Raw genomic sequence first — 21,344 nt, 5'->3', positions numbered from 1 at the left:
CGATCGGGGGAGGCATGCTTTGCGGCCTTGCCGGCGCAGCTATGGCGCAGGATACGGGAAGCCTTGTCCGCCCGGAGCCCGCACAGCTTGGCGAAAAGGCAGGTCAGGCGGCTGCGCGCAAGACGATGGCGGCGTATGCAATCTGTTTGCTCAAGCGCAATCGCGGTGGGGTCATGTTCTACCTTGGAACATTCCCGGGTAGCGCGGAGGCAAACAAGCGGGCGGCTCGGTTGTCTGTGAGCGATTGTATCGACAACGGTAGCCTCCAATTCAGCGAAAGCGCGTTTCGGGGCGCCGCTTACCAAGCACTCTATCGCCAGGAATTCGCGTTCAAATCCGTAGACAGCGTTGCTGACCGTGCCTCACCAGATTACACGGCCGGTTCGGACAGTACTCAGGAAAAGGACCTGCAAGCTATTGGTTTGCGTCAATTTTCTGACTGTGTAGTGCGGGCAAGTCCTTTGGGTGTCCACACTCTTGCCGTCAGCGTGGTCGGATCAGGTCAGGAAAACTCGGCTTTCGGTGCGCTTGCTCCAAATCTCTCGGCTTGCCTTCCAAAGGGCCAGACCTTGGCCTTCTCAAGGAACATTTTGCGCAACGCCTTGGTCGAGGTGCTTTATCGGCTCCGCGTGTCGGATCCGCTTTCGAAACAGGGTCAGAAGTGATGAACAGGCCGCTCAATTCGAACAATCTGAGGGGGCTCCGCAATGCCTAAGCTCAAGGTAGACGGCGTAGAGCTCGAAGTCCCCGCAGGCGCGACGGTGCTGCAGGCGTGCGAGCTCGCCGGCAAGGAAATCCCCCGCTTCTGCTATCACGAGCGGTTGTCCATCGCCGGCAACTGCCGCATGTGCCTCGTTGAAGTGAAGCCTGGGCCGCCCAAGCCGCAGGCTTCGTGTGCGCTGCCGGCCTCTGAAGGCCAGGAAATCCGCACCGATAGCGAGATGGTCAAGAAGGCGCGCGAAGGGGTGATGGAGTTTCTCCTCATCAACCACCCGCTCGATTGCCCGATCTGCGATCAGGGCGGCGAATGCGACCTGCAGGACCAATCGGTCGCCTATGGCCGGGGCAAGTCGCGCTATGACGAGAACAAGCGCGCGGTGACCGACAAGTACATGGGCCCGCTGATCAAGACGACGATGACGCGGTGCATCCATTGCACCCGCTGCGTGCGTTTCTCCGAAGAGATCGCGGGCGTGGACGAGATCGGCGCGCTTTATCGCGGCGAGGGGATGCAGATTTCGACGTACCTTGAAGGTGCGGCGAAGCACGAGCTTTCGGCCAATGTGATCGACTTGTGCCCGGTGGGTGCGCTGACTTCGAAGCCCTATGCGTTCGAGGCGCGTCCGTGGGAGCTGAAGAAGACGCTGGGCATCGACGTGTCCGACGCGGTCGGCTCCAACATCCGCATCGACAGCCGGGGCCGCGAAGTGCTGCGCATCCTGCCGCGTGTGAACGATGATGTGAACGAAGAGTGGCTGTCTGACCGCGCACGCTATGTGGTCGATGGCCTGACGCGGCGCCGTCTGGACAAGCCGTGGCTGCGCAAGGATGGCAAGCTGACGGCGGCGAGCTGGGCCGAGGCATTCGACGCGGTGGCCAAGATCAATCCCGGCGCTTCGGTCGCGGTGATTGCGGGCGATCAGGTCGATTGCGAGACGATGTTTGCGGCGAAGGCACTGGCGCGCGCGCTGGGTTCGAGCTTGCTCGAAGGCCGCCAGACGGGGCTGGCCTATACCGCGAGCAACATGGCCGCCGTGGCCTTCAACTCGACGCTGAACGGTATCGAGGAAGCCGACGCAATCCTGATCGTTGGCAGCCATGTGCGCGATGAAGCGCCGCTGGTGAACACGCGGCTCCGCAAGGCGGCGAAGAAGGGCGCGAAGGTGTTTATCATCGGCCCTGCTTGGGAGCCGACGTATCCGGCGATGTTCCTTGGCGAAGATTCGGCCATTCTCAATGATGTGCCCGCCGAAGTTGTCGCCGCCTTTGAAGGGGCGAAGAAGCCTGCGATCATCATCGGCGGCGCTGGCCTGGCCAAGGGCGCGCTCGAAGCAGGTCTGGCGTTTGCCGAGCGGTTCAAGCTGGTGACCGAGGAATGGAACGGCTTCAACGTGCTGCACATGGCGGCGAGCCGCATGGGCGGGCTGATGCTGGGCTATGCGCAGGCTGGCGGGCTGGGTGATCTGGTCGCCGCGAAGCCGAAGATGGTGATCTCGCTTGGGGCGGACGAGGTGGATTACACCAAGTTTGCTGGCTCGATGATCGTGCATATCGGCCATCATGGTGACAAGGCCGCGCATGCGGCGGATGTGATCCTGCCTGCGGCGGCCTTCACCGAAAAGGACGGCACTTACGTCAACACCGAAGGCCGGGTGCAGTATTCCGAACGCGCGGTCTATGCGCCCGGGGACGCGCGCGAGGACTGGACGATCCTGCGCGCCATGGCCGATGCGCTGGGCGTTGCGGTGGGCTTCGACAGCTTCGAGCAGCTGCGCGCGGCGATGACTGCCGAAGTGCCGGCGCTGGGTTCGGAAGGTCTTGCCGATTACGGCGCGCTGCCTGCGGCTCCGAAGGGCGCGAAGGCCGAGGGCGTGATCGCGGGTTACCCGATCAAGGACCACTATCTGACGAATGCCATCGCGCGTTCGAGCCCGACCTTGCAGCGCTGTTCGGCAGAACTGCTGCATGGCGAAAGCTTTGCGGAGGCCGCGGAATGATCCCGTTTTTCCAGAATCTCGGGCTTTCCTTTGAAGCCGCCTGGGGCCTTTCCACGGTCCTCGAAATCCTGCTGATCGCCTTGCCGGTGATGCTGGCGGTGGCGCTGGTGATCTATGCCGACCGCAAGATATGGGCCTCGATGGCGCTGCGGCGCGGGCCGAACGTGGTGGGGCCATTCGGCATCCTCCAGTCGTTTGCGGACGGGCTCAAGGTGTTCCTGCAGGAAACCATCATCCCCTCGGCTGCGAACAAGGGCCTGTTCCTGATCGCGCCGATCATCACGTTTACCGTGGCGCTGATGGCCTGGGCGGTGATCCCGTTCAATTCGGGCGCGGTGCTGGCGGATATCAATGTCGGGCTGCTCTATGTCCTCGCGATCTCGTCGCTGGGGGTTTACGGGGTGGTGATCGCGGGCTGGTCGTCGAACTCAAAGTACCCGTTTTTCAGCGCGATGCGCGCCTCGGCTCAGATGATTTCCTATGAAGTCTCGATCGGCTTCATCCTGATTTGCGTGGTGCTGTGGGCGGGTTCGTTCAATCTGAACGAGATCGTCAAGGCGCAAAAGGACCACGTCTGGATCATCAACGGTTTCGTGGCGAACCCGTTGCTGTTCCCGGTCTGGGTGATGTTCCTGATCTCCGGCATGGCCGAAACCGCGCGCGCGCCGTTCGATCTGACCGAGGCGGAAAGCGAGCTCGTGGCGGGCTATCAGACCGAATACTCGTCGATGGCGTTCGCGCTATACTGGCTGGGCGAATATGCCAACGTGCTCTTGATGTGCGCGCTCAACGCCACGCTGTTCTGGGGCGGCTGGCTGCCGCCGCTGGATATTCCGGTGCTGTATCTGGTGCCGGGCCTCGTCTGGCTGCTGCTCAAGATCCTGTTTTTCTTCTTCATCTTCAGCTGGGTCAAGGCGACGGTGCCACGCTACCGCTATGACCAGCTGATGCGGCTGGGCTGGAAGATCTTCCTGCCGCTCTCGCTGTTCTTCGTGTTCGCGATCAGTGGGGTCCTGATGGTGACCAGGTACGGTCCCATGCACGAAGCTGGAATGGTCTCGGGCAGGACATACGAAGCCAAGCTCTGTTCAAATGAGCGACTTCCCGGCCTGCCGACCTGCAATGAACTGGACGCCAAGAAATGACCGTCTCGCAGATCATCAAGAGCTTCACGCTGTGGGAGTTCGTCAAGGCGCACTGGCTGACCTTGAAGTACCTCTTCAAGCCCAAGGCGACGATCAACTACCCGTTCGAGAAGAACCCGCTTTCCCCGCGCTTTCGCGGCGAACATGCGCTGCGCCGTTATCCCAATGGCGAAGAGCGCTGCATCGCGTGCAAGCTGTGCGAGGCGGTGTGCCCGGCGCAGGCGATCACGATCGAGGCCGAACCGCGCGGCCTAGAATCAGGGGGGGACGGCAGCCGCCGCACCACGCGCTATGACATCGACATGACCAAGTGCATCTTCTGCGGCTTCTGCCAGGAAGCCTGCCCGGTCGATGCCATCGTCGAGGGGCCGAACTTCGAATACGCCACCGAAACGCGTGAGGAGCTCTTGTACGACAAGGCCAAGCTGCTTGCCAACGGGGACAAGTGGGAGCGGGCGCTCGCCGCGAACCTTGAAGCCGATGCACCGTACCGCTAGGGGCCGCGCAACATGATGCAGGTGTTCGCTTTTTATCTCTTCGCGAGCCTCGTGATTGCCTCCGGCGCGATCACGATCCTTGCCCGCAATCCGGTCCATTCGGTGCTGTGGCTGATCCTCGCGTTCTTCAACGCGGCGGGGCTGATGGTGCTGGTGGGCGCGGAATTCATCGCGATGCTGCTCGTCATCGTCTACGTCGGCGCGGTCGCGGTGCTGTTCCTGTTCGTGGTCATGATGCTCGACATCGACTTTTCGGAAATGCGCGCAGGCTTCATCAAGAATGCGCCGCTGGGGTTGATGATCGCCGCTGTGCTGCTGTGCGAACTGGTGCTGGGCGTGGGCGCCTGGAAGACCGGCGCGCTGCAACTGGGCGTCGCGAACGGGGCTTCGGCGACGCCGGAGGGGCTTTCGAACACGGCTGCCATCGGTGCGCTGCTCTACACGCGCTATCTGTTCCTGTTCGAGGCGGCGGGCATCGTCCTGCTCGTCGCGATGATCGGCGCGATCGTGCTGACGCACCGCCAGCGCAGCGATACGCGCGGGCAGAACGTGGGCCGGCAGGTCGCGCGGCGTCCGGAAGAGGCGACCGTGAATGTGAAGCCCGCCGTGGGCCAGGGGGTGACGCTGTGACCCTTCGACAAGCTCAGGGCGAGCGGAATATGGAGCTGCGCGCGTGATTGGCATTGAACACTATGTCGTGGTGAGCTCGATCCTGTTCGTGCTCGGCGTGCTGGGGATCTTCCTCAACCGCAAGAACGTGATCGTCATCCTCATGGCGATCGAGCTGATCCTGCTGGCGGTGAACATCAACTTCGTTGCGTTCAGTGCATTCCTCCACGACCTTGTCGGCCAGATCTTCGCGATGTTCGTGCTGACCGTGGCGGCGGGCGAGGCGGCCATCGGGCTCGCCATTCTCGTCATCTACTTCCGTGGGCGCGGCACGATTGCCGTGGACGACGTCAACCGGATGAAGGGGTAGACCACCGTGCATCCGATCCAGATTATCGTGTTCCTGCCGCTGCTGGCGGCGCTGGTCGCAGGACTGGGCGCTCGGCTGATCGGCAAGGTGCCGGCCAAGCTCGTGACGACGGGGGCGTTGTTCACCTCGTGCGCGCTGTCGTGGCCGATCTTCCTTTCGTTCCTGAGTGGCAGCGCCGAAGCCTCGGTGGTGCCGGTGCTGCAATGGGTGCGTTCGGGCGATCTCGACTTTCAGTGGGCGCTGCGCGTCGATACGCTGACCGCGATCATGCTGGTGGTTATCACCAGCGTCTCAGCGCTCGTCCACCTGTACTCTTGGGGCTACATGGACGAGGACCCGGATCAGCCGCGGTTCTTCGCCTACCTCTCGCTGTTCACCTTCGCGATGCTGATGCTGGTGACGGCCGACAACCTCGTGCAGATGTTCTTCGGCTGGGAAGGGGTGGGCCTTGCCTCGTACCTGCTGATCGGGTTCTGGTTCCGCAAGCCCTCGGCCAATGCTGCCGCAATGAAGGCCTTCGTGGTCAACCGCGTGGGTGACCTTGGCTTCATGATGGGCATTTTCGGCACGTTTCTGGTGTTCGGCACCGTTTCGATCCCGGCGATTCTGGCGGCGGCGCCGGGCATGGCGGGCTCGACAATCGGATTCCTCGGCTACCGGCTCGATATGATGACGGTGCTGTGCATTCTCCTGTTCATCGGCGCGATGGGCAAATCGGCGCAGCTGGGCCTGCACACCTGGCTGCCGGACGCGATGGAAGGCCCGACCCCGGTTTCGGCGCTGATCCACGCGGCGACCATGGTGACCGCGGGCGTGTTCATGGTCTGCCGCCTTTCGCCGATGTTCCAGACGAGCGAAACCGCGATGACGGTGGTGACCTATGTCGGCGCTGCCACCTGCTTCTTTGCCGCAACCATCGGCACGACGCAGTGGGACATCAAGCGGGTGATCGCCTATTCGACCTGCTCGCAGCTCGGCTACATGTTCGTGGCGGCGGGCGTCGGCGCGCCGGGTGCGGCGATGTTCCACTTGTTCACGCACGCCTTCTTCAAGGCGCTGCTGTTCCTTGGCGCGGGCTCTGTCATCCATGCGATGCACCACGAGCAGGACATGCGCTTCTATGGCGGCCTCAGGAAGCATATCCCGCTTACCTTCTGGGCGATGATGATGGGCACGCTGGCCATCACTGGTGTCGGCATTGTCGACGTGTTCGGTTTCGCAGGGTTCTATTCCAAGGATTCGATCCTCGAGGCGGCTTATGCCAGCGGGACGGGCGCGGGCCACTTCGGCTTCTGGTGCGGCATCATCGCTGCGCTGATGACGAGCTTCTATTCGTGGCGGCTGATGTTCCTGACCTTCTGGGGCAAGCCGCGCTGGGAGCAATCCGAGCATATCCAGCACGCTGTTCACGATTCTCATGGGCATGATGCGCACGACCACGGGCATGACGATCATGGCCACGACCATGGGCATGCGCACAGCCATGATGGCACTGCGGGCTATCACCCGCACGAGAGCCCGTTTTCGATGCTGGTGCCGCTGGCGCTGCTGTCGGTCGGCGCGGTGCTGGCGGGCTTTGTGTTCCACGGTGCGTTCATCAGCGAAGGCAGCGGCGAATTCTGGAAGAGCAGCGTCGCCTTCAGCGAGCACCTGATCCACGCGATGCACGGCGTGCCGGAGTGGGTGAAGTGGGCTCCGTTCGGCGTGATGGTGACCGGCGTTGCAATCGCGTACTTCGCCTATATCGCGAACCCCGGCTTCCCGGCGGCGTTCACTGCCCAGATCGGGCCGCTCTACCGGTTCGTGCTCAACAAGTGGTACTTCGACGAGCTCTACAACGCGGTGTTCGTGAAGCCTGCAATGGCGCTCGGTCGGGTGTTCTGGAAGCAGGGTGACATCGGCATCATCGACCGCTTCGGCCCCAATGGCGCGGCGGCGCTGGTCGCCCGCAGCAGCCGGATCGCAGTTCGGCTGCAGTCCGGATACCTCAACAGCTATGCGCTGGTCATGCTCGTCGGCCTTGTCGGCGCGGTCAGCTGGGTGATTGCGAAATGAGCGGCTTTCCCATTCTCAGCCTGATGCTTCTCGTGCCGCTGGTCGGCGCGGTGGCCTGCCTGATGGCGGGGCGCGATGCTGCGCGCGCGATCGCGCTGGCGGTGACGCTGGTCGATCTCGTGCTCGGCGCGGTGCTGTGGTCGCAGTACCAGATCGGCGGGCCGCAGTGGCAGTTCCAGGAACATGCCTCGGTGTTTGCCGGCTTCGAATGGAAGCTGGGTATCGACGGGATCGCACTGCTGCTGATCGCGCTGACCGTGTTCCTCATGCCGATCTGCATCGGCGCGAGCTGGAACGCGATCGAGAAGCGCGCGGGCGAGTACTACGCCAACTTCCTGATCATGGAGACGCTGATGATCGGCGTCTTCACCGCGCAGGACCTGTTCCTGTTCTACATCATGTTCGAGGCCGGCCTGATCCCGATGTACCTCATCATCGGCATCTGGGGCGGGGCGGACCGCATCTACGCCAGCTACAAGTTCTTCCTCTACACGTTGCTCGGTTCGGTGCTGATGCTGATCGCGATGATGTGGATGGTGAACGAGGCGGGCACGAGCGACATCCCGACCCTGATGGCCTACAGCTTCCCGGTAAAGGCGCAGACCTGGCTGTGGCTGGCGTTCTTCGCGAGCTTTGCGGTGAAGATGCCGATGTGGCCGACGCACACCTGGCTGCCTGATGCGCACGTGCAGGCGCCGACCGCAGGTTCGGTGATCCTCGCAGGCGTGCTGCTCAAGATGGGCGGCTACGGCTTCATCCGCTTCTCGCTGCCGATGTTCCCCGAGGCCTCGGCGCAGTTTGCCCCGCTGATCTACGGGCTTTCGATGGCGGCGGTCGTCATCACCTCGCTGATCGCGCTGGTGCAGCACGACATGAAGAAGCTTATCGCCTATTCCTCGGTCGCACACATGGCGATCGTGACGGTGGGGCTGTTTGCGTTCAACCGGCAGGGGCTCGAAGGCTCGATGATCGTGATGCTGAGCCACGGCATCGTGTCGGGCGCGCTGTTCCTTGCCGTGGGCGTGATCTACGACCGGCTGCACACGCGTGAGATCGACCGCTACGGCGGCCTTGCGATCAACATGCCGGCTTATGCGCTGTTCTTCATGCTGTTCACGATGGCCTCGGTCGGCCTGCCGGGCACGAGCGGCTTCGTCGGCGAGTTCCTTTCGCTGCTGGGCATCTATGCGCAATCGAGCTGGGTGGCGCTGGTGTGCACCACCGGTATCATCCTTGGCGCGGCCTACATGCTCTATCTCTATCGCCGCGTGATATTCGGCCTGCAGAAGAACGAGGACGCGGCGGCGATGTCCGATCTTGATGCGCGCGAATGGGCGATGATGGTGCCACTGGCCGCCGCCGTGCTGTGGATGGGCGTCTATCCGGAAACTTTCCTCGCGCCGATGCGCAAGGATATCGCAGGCCTTGAAGCACGACTGGCACAGGCGCGGCCCAAGGGCGACGCCGATGTGCAGCTGGCGGCTGTTCCGCCGGTCACGTCGACACATGAACATGGGGATGCAATGGAACACGGCTCAGGATCCCACGGGGCCGAAGCCCAGCATGAGGGAGCACGCTGATGGAACTGCTCCGTTCGCTGGCGATCACCGGGACCGAGGAGGTCCTCAGCATCTCCGGCCTGATCCTGCTGCTGGCCGCTGCATGGGGCGGTGACAAGGCCAGCCGCGTGATTTCGATCGCGGCGGTGGCCGTCCTCACCGTCTGCGCGGTGCTGACCGTACCGGCGCTGTGCCAGGCCGCGATGGGCCCCGGCGTCGTTGCATGGAACGGCCAGTTCAGCGGCGATGCCTTCGCCGCGTTCGGCAAGCTGCTGATCTATGCCGGTGCTGCGGTCACGCTGATCGTCGCGCCCGCCTTCTTCGAGCGCAGCAATGCAATGCGCGCGGAATTCCCGCTGCTGGTGCTGTTTGCCGCGATGGGCATGGGCATGATGGTTTCGGCGACCGACATGCTCGCGCTCTATATCGGCCTCGAACTCAACAGCCTTGCCGCCTATGTCATGGCCGCGTTCCTGCGCAGCGACGAGCGTTCGGCCGAAGCGGGCCTCAAGTACTTCGTGCTGGGCTCGCTCGCCTCGGGCATCCTGCTTTATGGCGTGAGCCTGACCTACGGCTTCACCGGCAGCACCAGCTTTGCCGGCATTCACGCCGCGCTAGCCGGGCCGCTTTCGATGGGGGCGACCTTCGGGATCGTGTTCGTGCTGGCCGGCCTTGCCTTCAAGGTCAGTGCCGCGCCGTTCCACATGTGGACGCCCGACGTCTATGAAGGCGCGCCGACCCCGGTGACGACCTTCTTCGCGACCGCGCCCAAGGTGGCGGCGCTGGCGTTGCTGATGCGGGTCAGCCTGTTCGCCTTTGGCGCGCAGCCGGGGGCTTGGCAGCAGATCGTGATCTTCGTCGCGCTGCTTTCCATCGTGATCGGTGCGCTCGGCGCGATCGGGCAGGACAACATCAAGCGCCTGCTCGCTTATTCGTCGATCAACAATGTCGGCTTCATGCTGATCGGCCTTGCCTGCGCCAACCAGGCGGGCGCGGCGGCGATGCTGGTCTATCTGGCGATCTACGTTGCGATGTCGGTCGCGGGCTTTGTTGCGGTGCTGATGCTGCGGGATGCGGACGGCGCACCGGTTGAATCCATCGCGGCGATGGCTGGGCTTTCCAAGACCCGTCCGATGCTGGCGCTGGCGTTGGCGGCAGTCATGTTCAGCCTCGCGGGCATTCCGCCGCTGTTCGGGTTCTGGGGCAAGTTCGTGGTGTTCCAGGCTGCAGTGCAGGCAAACCTGCTCAGCCTCGCGGCCATCGGTATCGCGGCCTCGGTGATCGGCGCGTTCTACTACATCAAGGTCGTCAAGGTGATGTACTTCGACGAGGCGACCGATGTGGTGACGGGCGAGAGCGACATGGCGCAGCGCGTGCTGCTGTTCGTCTCCGTCGTGGCGATTTCGCCGCTGGGCTGGCTGGTGACCAAGCCGCTGGGCGTGCTGGCGGGCAATGCCGCGGCCGCATTGTTCCACATCGCATGACACGCTGAGCGGGCAGTGCCGGACCCGCTGATCAAGGTCGTCGCGGAGATCGCCTCGACCAATTCGGCCTTGCTCGCACGGCTGGCCAATGGTGAGGCTCCGGCGGAAGGCCACTGGCTGGTGGCGGACCGGCAGACCTCCGGGCGTGGGCGCGCCGGGCGGGTGTGGACCGGCGGGCTCGGCAACTTCATGGGATCGACTGCGGTTGCCTTGCGTGACAGCGAGGCCCTGCCGCAGACGCTGGCGCTGGTGGCGGGAGTGAGCGTGCACCGGGCGCTCAAGGCGGTCGTCCCAGCGCTTTCCGGCCTTTCACTGAAATGGCCCAATGATCTGCTGGTGGGCGAAGCCAAGCTGGGCGGCATCCTGCTGGAGCGGCAGCGCGATGCGGTGATTGTTGGCATCGGGGTCAATCTGTCGGAAGCGCCCGAGGTGGCGGGCCGCAAGACGGTGTCGCTCGCTGCACTGGGGTTTGCGGTGAGCCGGGATGTGTTTGCCTCGGCGCTGGCGGAGACCTGGGCCGAAGACCTGACGACATGGCATGCCGGCGGCTGGCTCATGCTGCGCGCCGAATGGCTGGCAAGGGCGCTGCCCAAGGGCACGCTGCTCGGCGTAAACCTCACCGAAGAGGGCCATGTGATCGGCAGTTTTGCAGGGCTGGAGCCCGATGGCGCGGTCCTTCTGCGCTTGGCGGACGGTTCGGTCCGTGCCATCCACGCCGGCGATGTCGAGCTTATCGGCGCAAGTGGAGAGAGCCATGCTTCTGGCGGTTGACGTCGGCAACACCAATGTCGTGTTCGCGCTCTTCGATGGGCGCGAAATCCGTTCGCGCTGGCGGGTGGCCACCGATCCGCGGCGCACGGCGGACGAGTATGCGGTGTGGCTGCTGCAGCTGATGAAGCTGCAGGGCTTCGATCCGGAGCGTGTCCGGCAGATTCTGATTTCCACCGTGGTGCCGCGCGCGCTGCACAATCTGCAGGTGCTGGGGCAGAAGTATTTCGGCATCGATCCGCTCGTGGCCGGGCAGCCGCCGGTGGAGTGGGGCTTTGTCGCCGATGTCGAGCAGCCGCGCTCGCTGGGCGCGGACCGCGCGGTGAACACCGTAGCAGCGCATGCCAAGTATGAGGGCGACCTGATCGTGGTCGATTTCGGCACCGCGACCACGTTCGACGTAGTCGATGCGAGCGGGGCCTATAAGGGCGGGATCATCGCGCCGGGCATCAACCTGTCGCTCGATGCACTGGTAACGGCGGCGGCCAAGCTGCCGCGCATCGCCATCGCGCCGCCGCAGGGCAACAACCGCAGCGTTATCGGCCGTAACACTGAAGATCAGATGCAGATCGGGGTGTTCTGGGGCTATGTGGCGATGATGGAAGGCCTTATATCCCGCTTGCGCAACGAAATCGGACGCCCGGTCAAGGTGGTTGCCACCGGCGGGCTGGCGGTGCTGTTCGACCAGCACACCTCGATCTTCGACCACGTGGATACGGACCTGACATTGGACGGCATCGCCATCCTCGCCGAACGCGTGGCCGCGCGCTGAAAATCAAGCGCGCGGCAAACCCTTGGCCACTGCGCCACTAGTGAACTGGAAATGCTGTGAAACCCGGTAAGGAATTGCTGTTTCTCGCGCTCGGCGGATCGGGCGAGATCGGCATGAACGTCAATCTCTATGGCTGCAACGGCAAGTGGCTGATGGTCGATCTCGGCATGACTTTTGCCGATCCCTATTATCCGGGCGTCGATCTGGTGTTCGCAGACCTGTCGTTCATCGAAGAGCGGCTCGACGATCTGGTCGGAATCGTGCTGACCCACGCGCACGAAGACCATATCGGCGCGGTGCCCTATTTTGCTCTGGACCTCGGCGTGCCGCTCTTTGCGACGCCGTTTACCGCGCGGCTGGTGGCGGAGAAGCTCGCTGAGGCGGGGATTTCCAAGCAGGTCACGCTCAACACGATTCCCAACGATTCGTCGCTGAGCCTCGGGCCGTTCGACATCCGCTATGTGCCGCTGGCGCACTCGATTGCCGAGGGCAATGCCCTGGTGATCGAGACGCCGCATGGACGCGTGTTTCACACCGGCGACTGGAAGCTGGATGACGAGCCGCTGATCGGCGTTCCGGCGACCGAGGGCGAACTCACCGCACTGGGTGACGAGGGCGTGCTGGCGCTGGTCTGCGATTCGACCAACGTGTTCAATCCCAAGCCCTCCGGCTCCGAAGGCGCGGTGCGTGACGGGCTGATGGAGATGGTGGCCGGCCTCAAGGGCAAGCGCGTGGTGGTGACGACCTTCGCCTCCAACGTGGCGCGGCTGCAGACGCTGGGCGAGGTGGCCGTGGCGACCGGGCGCAAGCTCTGTGTGGCGGGGCGTTCGCTCGACCGGATCATCGGGGTGGCGCAGGCGAGCGGCTATCTCGAGCACTTTCCCGAGACGGTGAGCATGGATGCGGCGATGGACGTGCCGCGCGGGCAGCTCATGGTGCTCGCCACTGGTGGGCAGGGCGAGGCGCGCGCGGCGCTGGCGCGGATCGCTTCGGACACGCACCCCGTAAAGCTCGAGAAGGGCGACGCGGTGCTCTTCTCCAGCCGCCAGATTCCCGGCAACGAGATTGCCATCGGGCGGGTACAGAACCAGCTGGCAGCGAAGGGTGTGGAAATCCTGACCGACCGGCAGGGCATGATCCATGTTTCCGGCCATCCGGGGCGGCCCGAACTCGAAGCGCTCTACAGCTGGATCCGGCCGGAGATGCTTGTGCCGGTGCACGGCGAGATGCGCCACATGGCCGAGCAGGCGCGGCTGGGCAAGGCAAGCGGCATCCCCCGGACGATCATCCAGAAGAATGGCGATGTGGTGCGGCTGGCCCCGAACGGGCCGGTGAAGCTCTCGGAAGTGCGCAACGGACGGCTGGTGCTCGATGGCGACATCATCGCGCCTGCCGATGGCAGTGCGATGGGGCAGCGGCGTAAGCTGGCGGAAAGCGGCCTGGTGGTCGCAGCGCTGGCGGTTTCGGCGGCGGGCAAGCTGACGTCTGCGGTGGAGATTGCCGCAGTCGGGTTGCCGCTTGAAGAGGACATGGACGAGTTCATCGCCGAAGCGCAGGTCGATGTCGAAAAGGCCGTGACCGCGATCAAGGGCGACAAGAAGCGCGACCGGGCCGGTATATCCGAGACCGTGCGGCTGACCGTGCGGCGCGCGGCGCAGCGCTGGTCGGGCAAGAAGCCCGTGGTTCAGGTCATGTTGCGGGAGGGGTGAAGCGATGAAGTGGACATCGATCATCGCGATCTGGGCGCTGTTCTGGGTGCTCTCGGCATTCCTCGTGATGCCGTTCGGCGTGCGCACCTCTGATGAGCTGGGCATCGCCAAAGTGCCGGGGCAAGCGCCCAGCGCGCCGGGGAACTTCAATCCGCGCCGCATCCTGCTCCGCGCGACCGTGCTCTCGACGGTGCTGTTCTGGCTCTACTACGCGAACTACGTGAACCGCTGGATCACGATTCAAGACCTGGATATCGCGCCCCTGCTGGGGATTTGAGAACCCCTCTCCCCTGAAGGGGAGAGGGTAATGTCAGACGCCTTCAAGCGCGTAGCCGGCCGAGCGCACGGTGCGCACCGGATCAGCCGCGCCAGGGATCGCGATGGCCTGACGCAGGCGGCGGATGTGGACGTCCACCGTGCGCAGCTCGATGTCGCTGCCGCTGCCCCACACCGCATCGAGCAACTGCCCGCGCGAGAAGACACGGCCCGGGTGTTCCATGAAATGGCGCAGCAGGCGGAACTCAGTAGGGCCGATCTTGATCGCCTGCCCGCGCCGCGTGACGCGGTGCGCAGTCGGATCGAGCGCGAGATCGCCGACGGTGATCGTCTCGCCCGCCAGCGCCGGGCGCACGCGGCGCAGCACCGCGCCGACGCGGGCAATGAGCTCGCGCGGGGAAAAGGGCTTGGTGACATAGTCGTCCGCGCCTGTTTCGAGGCCGCGCACGCGGTCGTCCTCGTCGCTCCGGGCGGTGAGGATGATGATGGGAACGTGGGCCGTCGCCTTGTTGCGGCGTAGGCGACGGCAGACTTCGATGCCGCTGGTGCCGCCGATCATCCAGTCGAGCAGGACGAGGTCCGGCGTGTCCTCGGCGGCGAGGAGCAGGGCTTCATCGCCATCGTCGGTGGTGCGGACGTCATAACCCTCGCCGCGAAACCGGTACTCGACCAGTTCGGCGAGTGCGGTATCATCCTCTACCAGCAGCAGCTTCGGCGCGGACATTTTGAACCCCTGATACGACAGTCATGACAGTGACTTTGCGCAGACACGACAATTGTTACGCCGTCGTGACGAGGGGCGTCAGGCTGGTGGCAGGACTTCGTCACGCTCCGGCAGATAGGCGCCCGTCGCGGCGTAATAGACCATTTCGGCGATGTTGGTGGCATGATCGCCGATACGCTCGATGTTGCGCGCGACGAACATGAGCTGCGCGACCGAGCTGATCGTGGCCGGGTTTTCGACCATGTAGGAGACGAAGTTGCGGAACACGCTGTCGTAGAAGGCATCGACCTTGGCGTCGCGCTTGACGATCTCGGCCGCGGCCACCGGATCACGCGCGGCATAGGCCGTGAGCACGTCGTGGACCATGTCACCCGCCAGTTCGTTCATCACCGGCAGCAGGGTCAGGGGCTCGAACCGCTTGCGGCCCTCGATATGGCCGACGCGCTTGGCGATGTTCTTGGCGTAGTCGCCGATGCGCTCGATCACGCCGGCGATCTTGAGTGCGGCGATCACCTCGCGCAGATCGTCGGCCATCGGGGCGCGCAGGGCGAGGACGCGGACGGAGAGGCGGTCGACCTCACCCTCCAGCTGATCGATCCGCTTGTCGCGCGCGATCACGCCATCGGCAAGTTCCTGGTTTCCGGTGACGAGCGCGTCCATGGCCTCGGCCACCGAAAGTTCGGCCAATCCGCCCATTTCGGCCACCAGACCGCGCAGACGGGTGATGTCCTCGTCGAACGCCTTGACGGTATGTTCAGCCATTGCAATTCCTTACCCGTGCTCTCAACCGTAGCGGCCGGTGATGTAGTCCTTGGTCTTTTCCTCACGCGGATTTGTGAAGATGTCCGAGGTTGTACCGTATTCCACGATCTTGCCGAGATGGAAAAACGCCGTGCGCTGGGAGACGCGCGCCGCCTGCTGCATCGAGTGCGTGACGATGACGATGGCATAGCGGCCACGCAGATCGTCGATCAGCTCTTCGATGCGCGCGGTGGCGATCGGGTCCAGCGCCGAACAGGGCTCGTCCATCAGGATCACTTCGGGATCGACTGCGATAGCGCGTGCGATGCACAGGCGCTGCTGCTGGCCGCCGGAAAGCGCGGTGCCGCTGTCGGTCAGCCGGTCCTTCACTTCGTCCCACAGGCCCGCGCGCTGGAGCGACTGCTCGACGATGCCGTCAAGCTCCGACCTGCTCGCGGTGATCCCGTGGATGCGCGGGCCATAGGCGATGTTCTCGTAGATCGACTTGGGGAAGGGATTGGGCTTCTGGAATACCATGCCGACCCGCGCGCGCAGCTGCACGACGTCCATCCCCGAGCGATAGATGTCCATCCCGTCGAGCAGGATTTCGCCTTCCACGCGGGCGCTGGGGATCGTGTCGTTCATGCGGTTGAGGCTGCGCAGGAAGGTCGATTTGCCGCAGCCCGAAGGACCGATGAACGCGGTCACGTAGTTCTGGGGGATCTCGATCGAGACATCGTCGATCGCGCACTTCTGGCCATAGAACACCGAGACGCCGCGTGCGCTGATCTTGGAAGGGCCGACCGGATCGGGAAACACCGACGCCGCAGGCTGGTTCGCCGCATCTGCAGCAGGGACTGGAGCGTTCATGTTACCACCGTTTCTCGAAGCGGTTGCGCAGGTAGATCGCGATGCCATTCATCACGAGCAGGAAGATCAGCAGCACGACAATCGCCGCGCTGGTGCGTTCGATGAAGCCGCGGTCGATTTCGTCCGACCACAGGAAGATCTGCACGGGCAGGACCGTGGCGGGCGAGGTGAAGTCGCTCGGCGGGCTGGCGACGAAGGCGCGCATGCCGATCATCAGCAGCGGCGCGGTTTCGCCCAGCGCGCGGGCCATGCCGATGATCGTGCCAGTGAGAATGCCGGGGAGGGCAAGCGGCAGCACGTGGTGGAAGACCACTTGCACCGGGCTGGCCCCCATGGCGAGTGCTGCGTCGCGGATCGAGGGCGGTACGGACTTGATCGCGTTGCGCCCGGAAATGACGATGACCGGCATGGTCATCAGCGCGAGCGTCATGCCGCCGATCAGCGGGGCCGAGCGGTAATTGGGGAAGGCCGCAAGGAACACCGCAAGGCCGAGCAGGCCGAAGATGATCGAGGGCACGGCCGCGAGGTTGTTGATCGAGATCTCGATCAGGTCCGTCCAGCGGTTCCGGGTCGCGTATTCTTCAAGATAGAGGGCCGAGAGCACCCCGACCGGGAAGGCCAGCACGAGGGTGATGAACATCGTCATCATCGAGCCCTTGAGCGCCCCCCAGATGCCCACACTTTGCGGGTTGGTCGCATCGGCGCGAACGAGGAAGCCGGTATCCAAAGCGCGCACCAGCGTGCCTTCGCGGGCCATGCTGGCGGCATGCTGGCGCAGCGCCGGTTCACCGCCGCCGCGCATGGCATTGGCGAGGTCGTCACTGGCCGGGAGCGAAACGGAGAGTTCGTCGCTCATCAGCAGGGCAGGATCGCCGATCAGCTTTGCGCCGACATCACGCCATGCACCGGGATCAAGCAGACCCTCGCCGTCGGGGCCGAAGGCCTTGTTCGCGGCGGCATTGACCACTCCGGGCAGGCCGGCCGATTCCAGCCCGCCGAGCGGATCGGGCTGGGCAAGGCGTGCCGGATCGATCTCGAGGTGGCCGTGGATCGGTATGGAAAAGCGCAGTTCGGTGCGGTGGAAGCCGGCCCAGCCGCTGGAAGCCATGGAGCCCAGCAGGAAGACGAGCACGAGCGCGGAGAAGCTCACCGCGCCGAGGCCAGCAAGGCGGAACCACCGGTCCGCGCGGAAGCGGCGCGCAAGGCCGGCCTCCATGCGCGCCTGGCGGATAGCGCGGCGGTCGTGGGTGGCTGCGAGATCGTTGGTCGACATGGATCAGCCCTACTCGTAGGCTTCGCGGTAGCGCTTCACCACGCGCAGCGCGATGAAATTGAGCGTGAGCGTGACAAGGAAGAGGACCATTCCCAGCGCGAAGGCGGACAGTGTCGCCGGGTGATCGAAGCTGCCCTCGCCGGTGAGCATCGCGACGATCTGGAAGGTGACGGTCGTCATCGAGGCAAACGGGTTGCCGGTCAGGTTGGCCGAGGCGCCGGCGGCCATGACCACGATCATGGTCTCGCCGATAGCGCGGCTCACGGCCAGCATGATGCCTGCGACGATGCCGGGAAGTGCCGCAGGGATCAGCACCTTGCGGATCGTTTCGGCGCGGGTGGCACCCATCGCAAGGCTGCCATCACGCATCGCCTGAGGCACGGCAGCGATGCTGTCGTCCGCCATCGAGGAGACGAAGGGAATGATCATCACGCCCATGACGAGGCCGGCCGCCATGGCGCTTTCGGTGGAGGCGTTGGCAATGCCGATTGCCTGCGCCAAATCGCGCACGGCGGGCGCGACGGTGAGCGCGGCGAAATAGCCGTAGACCACGGTCGGCACGCCCGCGAGGATTTCCAGCAAGGGCTTCATCACCTTGCGTACCGAGGCATCGGCATACTGGGTGAGGTAGACCGCGCTCATCAGACCGAGCGGGATCGCAACCGCCATGGCGATGATCGCGCCGATGTAGATCGTGCCCCAGAACAACGGAATCGCTCCGAAGGCGCCGCCATCGGGCGCGCCGGTGCTCATCGGATCGGGCGCCCAATGCGTGCCCAGCAGGAAATCGAGCGGCGAGACCATGCCGAAGAAGCGCACCGTTTCGAACACGAGGCTGGCAACGATGCCGATCGTGGTGAGGATCGCCACCAGCGACGCGATCAGCAGCAGCGCCATGACCGCACGTTCGACCCGCGTGCGTGCGGTGAAATCCGGGCGCAGGCGCAGGAACGCAAAAGCGCCGCCCGCGAAGGCGATCACCAGCGTCACCATCAGGCCGAGGGTGTTGTAGCGCGCGATCGCGACCCGGTAGGGTTCGACCAGCCCTTGCGATTCGTTGTTGAAGACGGCCTGCGCCGCGCCGGTGGCGACCGCGCGGGCCTCGCCCATGATCGCCTCGCGCTCGAAGCCGAACGCGGGCAGCGAGGCGGCGGCAGGATCGGCGAGGACATGCTGCAGCACAAGCCCCGGGCTGATCGCATCCCACAGTAGTGCGAAGAGCAGGGTGGGCACAGCCACCCACAAACCGACATACCATGCATGGAAATCGGGAAGTGAATGGATGCGACCACCCGGCGCAGACTTGCGGAAAGCCCAGGCGCGCGAGCGCCCGGCCAGCCAGCCAACCAGACCCAGCCCGAAAGCCAGAATGAAGAGAATGGCTGGCGACATGGCCCCTTGTCCGGTCCTTACTTCAGCTGCGAGCCATCGAGCACGGGCAGCTCGCTCGCTGCCTTGGCGCTGGCGGCCAGCACGTCATCAGGCGCCACGACCATGCCGGCCTTGGCGAGGACGCCGTCCTTGCTCCACAGCTTCGCCCACTGGTTCACATAGGCCTGGAGGCCCGGGATCGCCTTGAGGTGCGCCTTCTTCACATAGATGTAGAGCGGGCGGGCACCGGGGTAGGAGAAGTCGGTGATCGTCGCATAAGTCGGCGAGACGCCGCCCATGGTCAGGCCCTTCAGCTTGTCGCGGTTCTCTTCGAGATAGGAATAGCCGAAGATGCCGATCGCCTTGGGATTGGCTTCGATCTTCTGGACGATCAGGTTGTCGTTCTCGCCCGCATCGACATAGGCGCCGTCTTCGCGCACTTCGCCGCAGACCGCGTCATGCTTCTTCTTGTCGCTGTCCTTGAGGGCCTTCATCGCGGGGTCGCTCTCGCAGCCCTTGGTGAGGATGAGTTCCTTCAGCGCATCGCGCGTGCCGGACGTCGACGGCGGGCCGTAGACGAGGATCGGCTCGGCGGGGAGGGCGGGGTTCACGTCCTTCCACGTCTTGGCGGTGTTGGGCTTGCCGAACGGGGTCTTGGCGAGCGCCTTGTAGACGTCTTCGGGGGTCAGCGCGATGCCAGGGCCGTTGCTGCCTTCGGCGAAGGCGACACCATCAAGCCCGACCTGGATCTCGACGATCTCCTTCACGTTGTTCTTCTGGCATTCCTCGAACTCGGACTTCTTCATCCGGCGCGAGGCGTCCTCGATATCGGGGTGCTGCGGGCCGACACCGGCGCAGAACAGCTTCATGCCGGCACCCGTACCGGTCGATTCGATGATCGGCGACTTGATGGACGGGTCTTCCTTGGCAAGCGCTTCCGCAACGGCCTTGGCGAACGGATAGACCGTGGAAGAACCCACGGCGCGGACCTGATCGCGGCTTGCGCTCTGCCCGCCGCCACAAGCGGCGAGACCAAGCGTGGCGAGGACCAGCACCGATCCGGATATGAGGCGATTCGCAGTCATTTGATGTTTTCCCTTTGACGCAGCGTCGCTCGGCGCCATGTGACCCTTGCGTGACAGTTTTATGACATCGAGTGTTGCGTGGTTGGTGCGAGCGCAAAGCGCACGGTGACGGAAGTGCCCTTGCCCAGCTCGCTGGAAATGTCGAGCTTGCCCCGGTGTCTTTCAACGATGTGCTTGACGATGGCAAGGCCGAGCCCGGTTCCGCCCGCCGCGTGGCTGCGACCCGGATCGGTGCGGTAGAAGCGGCGGGTGAGATAGGGCAGGTGATCGGCGTGGATGCCTTCGCCCCGGTCCACCACCTTGAGCACGGCCTCGCCGCCCTCGCTTGCCACGTCTACCCGCACGGGCTGGTCATGGTCTCCGTACTTCAGCGCGTTGTCGATCAGATTGCGGATGAGCTGATCGAGCTGCTGGCGATCCCCGATGACAAGGGCGGAGGTCGTCTGCACCTCGATCCGCTTTTCGCCGACCGTCGCGCCCATCTCGCCACTGATGCTGGCCGCGAGCTGGCCGAGATCGAGCGTCTCGCGCGGGATATCGTGCTTTTCCGCCTCGATGCGCGAGAGCGACATGAGATCCTCGACGAGGTTCTGCAGTCGGCGCGATTCGCGCAGCACCGTCGCGTGGAAGCGCGCTGCCGTCGCGGCGTCGACCTTGGCATCGGGATCGGCGAGCGTTTCGATATAGCCGATGATCGACGCGAGCGGCGTGCGCAGCTCATGGCTGGCATTGGCGACGAAATCGGTATGCGAGCGGCTGATATCTGCTTCGGCGGTGCGGTTGACGAGCTCGATCAGCGAATAGCGCTGGTCGATGCTGACACGGCGCACGTGCCACAGGCTGCGCGCACCGGTGAGCCCGCGCACGATCGCATCCCCCTGCGGCTTGTCGAGCAGGGTGATCGCCTCCGGATGACGCAGGGCGACGCGCGCGTCCTGCCCTACGATATGCGAGCCCAGCGCCTCGCGTGCGGCGGCATTGGCGGCGGCGATGCGCTGACCATCAAGCATCAGCACCGGCACGCTGAAGGGTTCGACCAGCTCTACCATGGCCTGGCGCGAGACGGTGCCTTCGTCGGCCATGCGCACGGCGATCTGCGGTTCGGGCCGGGCCAGCCACAAGGTGCCCAACCAGAGGATGAGGACCGCGACGCCGAGGCCCGGATTGGTGCCGAGCACGACCATGGCGATGACCGTGCCAAGGGCAACGACCATGCTCGGCCAGGGAAGGTTTGGCGATTCCATGAGGCTGCTTGATACCACCGGTGTTACCGACCCGTGACAAGCGCTGCGACCACGGCGTTCGGCGCCGGACTTTTT

At 64.4% G+C, this 21,344-nt stretch carries 19 protein-coding genes and 1 pseudogene; 13 read left to right on the top strand and 7 right to left on the bottom strand.

Going from position 1 to position 21,344, the window contains the following annotated elements:
- Positions 1–41: 41 nt before the first annotated feature.
- The 13 genes and pseudogenes from ACO06X_RS05205 to ACO06X_RS05145 all read left to right on the top strand — a co-directional run bounded on the left by ACO06X_RS05205 (position 42) and on the right by ACO06X_RS05145 (position 13,962).
- Positions 42–665: a hypothetical protein gene (locus ACO06X_RS05205; RefSeq protein ID WP_421838910.1), complete on the top strand. Its 624-nt coding sequence runs from the start codon at positions 42–44 to the stop codon at positions 663–665.
- Positions 666–707: 42 nt separating this feature from the next.
- Complete coding sequence (gene nuoG / locus ACO06X_RS05200; RefSeq protein ID WP_421838909.1) at positions 708–2,717, top strand: NADH-quinone oxidoreductase subunit NuoG; 2,010 nt, start codon at positions 708–710, stop codon at positions 2,715–2,717.
- Positions 2,714–3,751: pseudogene (gene nuoH, locus ACO06X_RS05195) on the top strand (NADH-quinone oxidoreductase subunit NuoH); the annotation flags it as partial. The gene nuoG and the pseudogene nuoH, both read left to right, overlap by 4 nt.
- Positions 3,752–3,858: 107 nt before the next feature.
- Positions 3,859–4,359 carry an NADH-quinone oxidoreductase subunit NuoI gene (gene nuoI, locus ACO06X_RS05190; protein WP_421838908.1) on the top strand — a complete coding sequence of 167 codons (501 nt, stop codon included), beginning with the start codon at positions 3,859–3,861 and terminating at the stop codon, positions 4,357–4,359.
- Positions 4,360–4,371: 12 nt separating this feature from the next.
- Complete coding sequence (locus ACO06X_RS05185; protein ID WP_421838907.1) at positions 4,372–4,989, top strand: NADH-quinone oxidoreductase subunit J; 618 nt, start codon at positions 4,372–4,374, stop codon at positions 4,987–4,989.
- A 43-nt stretch (positions 4,990–5,032) separates the two neighbouring features.
- Positions 5,033–5,338 (top strand): NADH-quinone oxidoreductase subunit NuoK, encoded by a 306-nt coding sequence (gene nuoK / locus ACO06X_RS05180; protein WP_298166096.1) that lies wholly within the window; start codon positions 5,033–5,035, stop codon positions 5,336–5,338.
- 6 nt (positions 5,339–5,344) lie between these two features.
- Positions 5,345–7,393 carry an NADH-quinone oxidoreductase subunit L gene (gene nuoL, locus ACO06X_RS05175; RefSeq protein WP_421838906.1) on the top strand — a complete coding sequence of 683 codons (2,049 nt, stop codon included), beginning with the start codon at positions 5,345–5,347 and terminating at the stop codon, positions 7,391–7,393.
- The gene (locus ACO06X_RS05170) at positions 7,390–8,973 is read left to right on the top strand and encodes an NADH-quinone oxidoreductase subunit M (RefSeq protein ID WP_421838905.1); all 1,584 of its coding nucleotides are present in this window, start codon (positions 7,390–7,392) and stop codon (positions 8,971–8,973) included. Before nuoL ends, ACO06X_RS05170 begins: the two co-directional genes overlap by 4 nt.
- A complete protein-coding gene (nuoN, locus tag ACO06X_RS05165) occupies positions 8,973–10,436 on the top strand; it encodes an NADH-quinone oxidoreductase subunit NuoN (protein WP_421838904.1) in 1,464 nt (487 codons plus the stop codon). Before ACO06X_RS05170 ends, nuoN begins: the two co-directional genes overlap by 1 nt.
- A 15-nt stretch (positions 10,437–10,451) precedes the next feature.
- Complete coding sequence (locus tag ACO06X_RS05160) at positions 10,452–11,207, top strand: biotin--[acetyl-CoA-carboxylase] ligase (protein ID WP_421838903.1); 756 nt, start codon at positions 10,452–10,454, stop codon at positions 11,205–11,207.
- Positions 11,191–11,976, top strand: a complete 786-nt coding sequence (locus ACO06X_RS05155) for a type III pantothenate kinase (protein WP_421838902.1) — start codon at positions 11,191–11,193, stop codon at positions 11,974–11,976. The genes ACO06X_RS05160 and ACO06X_RS05155 overlap by 17 nt, the downstream gene beginning before the upstream one ends.
- Positions 11,977–12,032: 56 nt before the next feature.
- Positions 12,033–13,685, top strand: a complete 1,653-nt coding sequence (locus tag ACO06X_RS05150; RefSeq protein ID WP_421838901.1) for a ribonuclease J — start codon at positions 12,033–12,035, stop codon at positions 13,683–13,685.
- 4 nt (positions 13,686–13,689) lie between these two features.
- Positions 13,690–13,962, top strand: coding sequence for a DUF1467 family protein (locus ACO06X_RS05145; RefSeq protein WP_421838900.1), 273 nt, complete (start codon positions 13,690–13,692; stop codon positions 13,960–13,962).
- A 33-nt stretch (positions 13,963–13,995) separates the two neighbouring features.
- Here ACO06X_RS05145 and phoB read toward each other — a convergent pair whose 3' ends face one another.
- The 7 genes from phoB to ACO06X_RS05110 all read right to left on the bottom strand — a co-directional run bounded on the left by phoB (position 13,996) and on the right by ACO06X_RS05110 (position 21,239).
- Positions 13,996–14,685, bottom strand: a complete 690-nt coding sequence (gene phoB, locus ACO06X_RS05140; RefSeq protein WP_421838899.1) for a phosphate regulon transcriptional regulator PhoB — start codon at positions 14,683–14,685, stop codon at positions 13,996–13,998.
- Positions 14,686–14,763: 78 nt separating this feature from the next.
- Entirely contained in the window at positions 14,764–15,447 is a 684-nt protein-coding gene (gene phoU, locus ACO06X_RS05135; protein WP_421838898.1) for a phosphate signaling complex protein PhoU, read from the bottom strand.
- A gap of 21 nt (positions 15,448–15,468) precedes the next feature.
- Complete coding sequence (gene pstB / locus ACO06X_RS05130; RefSeq protein WP_421838897.1) at positions 15,469–16,296, bottom strand: phosphate ABC transporter ATP-binding protein PstB; 828 nt, start codon at positions 16,294–16,296, stop codon at positions 15,469–15,471.
- 1 nt (position 16,297) lies between these two features.
- Entirely contained in the window at positions 16,298–17,569 is a 1,272-nt protein-coding gene (gene pstA / locus ACO06X_RS05125) for a phosphate ABC transporter permease PstA (RefSeq protein WP_421838896.1), read from the bottom strand.
- 9 nt (positions 17,570–17,578) lie between these two features.
- The gene (pstC, locus tag ACO06X_RS05120; RefSeq protein ID WP_421838895.1) at positions 17,579–18,961 is read right to left on the bottom strand and encodes a phosphate ABC transporter permease subunit PstC; all 1,383 of its coding nucleotides are present in this window, start codon (positions 18,959–18,961) and stop codon (positions 17,579–17,581) included.
- A 17-nt stretch (positions 18,962–18,978) separates the two neighbouring features.
- Entirely contained in the window at positions 18,979–20,025 is a 1,047-nt protein-coding gene (locus ACO06X_RS05115) for a substrate-binding domain-containing protein (protein ID WP_421838894.1), read from the bottom strand.
- Positions 20,026–20,084: 59 nt separating this feature from the next.
- Positions 20,085–21,239 (bottom strand): sensor histidine kinase, encoded by a 1,155-nt coding sequence (locus ACO06X_RS05110; RefSeq protein ID WP_421838893.1) that lies wholly within the window; start codon positions 21,237–21,239, stop codon positions 20,085–20,087.
- Positions 21,240–21,344 lie beyond the last annotated feature (105 nt).

The sequence above is a fragment of the Novosphingobium sp. genome (genome assembly GCF_965229225.1).
Classification (GTDB): Bacteria; Pseudomonadota; Alphaproteobacteria; order Sphingomonadales; family Sphingomonadaceae; genus Novosphingobium.
The sequence above is the reverse complement of the archived record's forward strand: the minus strand, read 5'-3'. Positions and strand labels throughout refer to the sequence as shown.

Coding starts and splice junctions, on each gene's coding strand:
- phoU (WP_421838898.1), bottom strand. CDS start 15,447: ATGGCTGAACATACCGTCAAGGCGTTCGACGAGGACATCACCCGTCTG.
- ACO06X_RS05115 (WP_421838894.1), bottom strand. CDS start 20,025: ATGACTGCGAATCGCCTCATATCCGGATCGGTGCTGGTCCTCGCCACG.
- pstA (WP_421838896.1), bottom strand. CDS start 17,569: ATGTCGACCAACGATCTCGCAGCCACCCACGACCGCCGCGCTATCCGC.
- ACO06X_RS05205 (WP_421838910.1), top strand. CDS start 42: ATGGCGCAGGATACGGGAAGCCTTGTCCGCCCGGAGCCCGCACAGCTT.
- phoB (WP_421838899.1), bottom strand. CDS start 14,685: ATGTCCGCGCCGAAGCTGCTGCTGGTAGAGGATGATACCGCACTCGCC.
- nuoG (WP_421838909.1), top strand. CDS start 708: ATGCCTAAGCTCAAGGTAGACGGCGTAGAGCTCGAAGTCCCCGCAGGC.
- nuoN (WP_421838904.1), top strand. CDS start 8,973: ATGGAACTGCTCCGTTCGCTGGCGATCACCGGGACCGAGGAGGTCCTC.
- ACO06X_RS05155 (WP_421838902.1), top strand. CDS start 11,191: ATGCTTCTGGCGGTTGACGTCGGCAACACCAATGTCGTGTTCGCGCTC.
- ACO06X_RS05170 (WP_421838905.1), top strand. CDS start 7,390: ATGAGCGGCTTTCCCATTCTCAGCCTGATGCTTCTCGTGCCGCTGGTC.
- nuoI (WP_421838908.1), top strand. CDS start 3,859: ATGACCGTCTCGCAGATCATCAAGAGCTTCACGCTGTGGGAGTTCGTC.
- pstC (WP_421838895.1), bottom strand. CDS start 18,961: ATGTCGCCAGCCATTCTCTTCATTCTGGCTTTCGGGCTGGGTCTGGTT.
- ACO06X_RS05145 (WP_421838900.1), top strand. CDS start 13,690: ATGAAGTGGACATCGATCATCGCGATCTGGGCGCTGTTCTGGGTGCTC.
- ACO06X_RS05185 (WP_421838907.1), top strand. CDS start 4,372: ATGATGCAGGTGTTCGCTTTTTATCTCTTCGCGAGCCTCGTGATTGCC.
- pstB (WP_421838897.1), bottom strand. CDS start 16,296: ATGAACGCTCCAGTCCCTGCTGCAGATGCGGCGAACCAGCCTGCGGCG.
- ACO06X_RS05110 (WP_421838893.1), bottom strand. CDS start 21,239: ATGGTCGTTGCCCTTGGCACGGTCATCGCCATGGTCGTGCTCGGCACC.